The sequence below is a fragment of the Oleiphilus sp. HI0123 genome (genome assembly GCF_001635315.1).
On the sequence record NZ_LWGE01001224.1, the window covers coordinates 1 to 2,958 of the forward strand.

The window sequence follows — 2,958 nt, forward strand, 5'->3', positions numbered from 1 at the left end:
ATGCAGACCTTTGATCAGGCCCTGTACGACCTGTATTCAGCTGGAGATGTTACTTATGAAGATGCGCTCGCCTATGCAGATTCAGCGAACGATTTACGTTTGATGATAAAACTGGGAGCAGACGCCTCATCGCCTAACCAACTATCAGCAACAACTGATCGTCTTAGTATTCAGGATGATGGAGACATTGGTGGTTTCTAAGCCCCAAGATTATAGATTGACTTACCTTTAAGAGAAGCAATGTTATTCATTGCTTTCTCAACAACGCCTCCATGTCACTAACATTCAATGGCCTTGAGACAAGGTAGCCCTGAATATAATCACACCCATGCTGCGATAATAGTGACAACTGGGCCTGATTCTCGACACCTTCTGCAACCACACGAAGGTTCAAGCTCTGACCCAACACGATAATAGCCTTGACTATCGCGAGTTGTGCTTTGGAGTTTTCAAGCCCCTCAACAAATGAACGGTCAATTTTTAGCGTATCAGCCGGCAATTCTTTTAGGTAACTTAATGATGAATACCCGGTACCAAAGTCATCTATAGAAATTTTAAGCCCTAGTTCTTTTAATTCATGCAAGCAACTCAAACCGGCGCGAAAGTCTTCAATTATGACGCTTTCTGTTAGCTCTAATTCCAAACATGCTGGCGAGATACCGCTCGACTCCAACACACTCTTAATCATACCTTTCAAGTTTTGATCACGAATCTGCCTAGGTGACAAATTTACGGCAACACAAATAGTACCTAAGCCCTGTTCCTGCCATGTTTTAACCTGGCGACAAGCAGTTTCAAGCACATAGGCTCCTAGCTCAGAAATCAAACCACTTTCTTCAGCAATATTGACAAATTCAGCAGGCGAAATGAGCCCTTTTTGGGGGTGATTCCAACGCACCAAAGCCTCACAAGAATTAATCCTTCTCGACCTGACATCCAGCTTCGGTTGGTAATAGACTTCCAACTCACTTCTTTGCAACGCTTTACGCAATGCATTTTCCATTTCCAGACGTTCTCTAGAGAACTGCTTAAGACTATCATCAAACAATTGGATCTGATCGCCTCCCTGGAATTTAGCTTTCTGCACCGCCAAGGCCGCATATTGCATCAATGTTTCGATATCCTGAGTATGTTCAGGAACATGTGCGACACCCATACTGCAAGATAAAGCGATTTCCTCACTCGATATATCATAATTATGATGGGTCACAGTTTTAAAAAGTCGCTCTGCAAACTTCATTACGTCAAAGGTCGGACTACAGGACACGACGCAAGCAAACTCGTTGCCTCCAACACGGGCTAGAATATCAACCTTCTGTACATTCGCAGACAAGCGTCGAGCAATTTCCCTGAGCAACTCATCAGCCGCATCATGACCAAAGCTATCATTAAACTGCTTGAATCGGTCAATATCCAAGGTCACTAAGGCGAAAGGTAAGCCTTCATCTTTGTAGCGAACCACAGCGCGGTGTAACTGATCTTTGAACTGGTTGCGATTCGCTAACTTAGTGAGGTCATCATAATTAAGTAAGTAATTGAGTTTCTTATCAGCAGCTTGTCGAACAGACAGGTCAGAGAGCATTGCGGCATAGTATTGTATATGTCCGTTGCGATCCCTGATGGCATTGATCTGAGTCCACTGGGGAAAGTAATCACCATGGTATCGCTTCTCTAATAATTCACCCTGCCATAGGTCTTTGGCTTGTACCTCTTCAAATATCTGGGCATAGGCTTCCTGACGCTTAGGCGTATCACTCAAACAATCAATCTTCTGCCCAACAAGCTGTTCCGCACTCTGCCCGATTATTTTCTCATAAGCAGGATTAACCGACAGGAAGCGATAGTTAGCATCCAGAACAAAAACACCTTCTGAAGTATGATCAACGACCGACTTAGCCAAGCGAACTTGTTCATCACGAGCGCGCTCGGACTGAATATTACGCCGGGTCCCCAAAATTCGCAGAGCCCGCCCTTTTGCATCCCGATCAACAACCTTGCCGCTCTCTTCTATCCATAGCCAATCGTCACCACTCTGGGCTCGATATTGAAGTTGGTACTCTCCCTTACCGCCTTCCAAACAAGCGTTAACGGCCGCCCGAACATCAACATAGTCTGCCGGGTGAATAATCGTTTTCAGGTTATGTATATGCTCTTCAGTAGTCAGTTCTTTATCGCCGAAGAGTTCATGGAAGTCTGACTGGTAAAACTGGGCTTGATCAAGATCCCAGTCGATCAAGCCCAAACGCGCTGCGTCCATAGCCTGCGTTAAGCGCGTCTGGCTTTTTACCAAGGCGTCACTGATCTTTTGTCGCAGGGCAATTTGTTCACTGAGTTGCTTGTTACTGTCTTCAAGCTCTTTGGTTCGATCTCGAATCGCAAGTTCGAGGTCGGTACTCTTTTGCACTAGCTGAGCTTCTAACGCTTGCCGTAACTTGCGTTCATCGACCAGCGCTTGATAGATTTGCTGACTTTGTTCCGCGTTCCGCCTGGCCTCTGAAGCTGCTTCAGATCGAGTTCGATGCTTACTTAAAAGCGCTTTTAGTTGGCCAAAATTGATCATGAGTGAAGTATAACCTGAAACACAAACATTTAGAGAAAAGCTTAACAACAAATAATGACAATTCAATTTTAGTGGCTACTCTCAACGATCAATAGACCTAAGATAATCCGTCCACTATACTGCCGCCTTTAAAATTTAATGCATAAAAAGGGATTAATAATGAATCGTTTAAGAAAGATATTAGGGATGTGGGTTATTTTGCTATGTTCTATTAGCAGCAATATCGCCTTAGCCGAAAATTACTCACCAACTTCTACGAAAACCTTCCAAGGCTTTACTGCTGGAGGCTTTACTTTTGGGGGAGATGACTTACTCAAGGTAGAATACACCAATGGTGACTCTGAAGAGCTCACTGCAGGCGGTTTATTGGATCTAAAACTGGGTCTTATCTATAACAT

The 2,958-nt window shown here is 44.2% G+C and carries 2 protein-coding genes and 1 pseudogene; 2 read left to right on the top strand and 1 reads right to left on the bottom strand.

The window, feature by feature from the left end; all coding sequences use genetic code 11:
• Positions 1–201, top strand: a pseudogene (locus A3761_RS14010) (type IV pili twitching motility protein PilT); the annotation flags it as partial.
• Between the two features lie 46 nt (positions 202–247).
• Here the strand turns inward: A3761_RS14010 and A3761_RS14015 are convergent.
• Positions 248–2,560: a bifunctional diguanylate cyclase/phosphodiesterase gene (locus tag A3761_RS14015; protein ID WP_068552672.1), complete on the bottom strand. Its 2,313-nt coding sequence runs from the start codon at positions 2,558–2,560 to the stop codon at positions 248–250.
• A gap of 159 nt (positions 2,561–2,719) precedes the next feature.
• Here A3761_RS14015 and A3761_RS14020 point away from each other — a divergent pair.
• A partial coding sequence (locus tag A3761_RS14020; protein WP_156491848.1) for a hypothetical protein occupies positions 2,720–2,958 on the top strand: 239 nt, incomplete at its 3' end.

What these genes read in the sequence shown, in the direction of transcription:
- A3761_RS14015 (WP_068552672.1), bottom strand. Translation starts at nt 2,560, where the DNA reads ATGATCAATTTTGGCCAACTAAAAGCGCTTTTAAGTAAGCATCGAACT.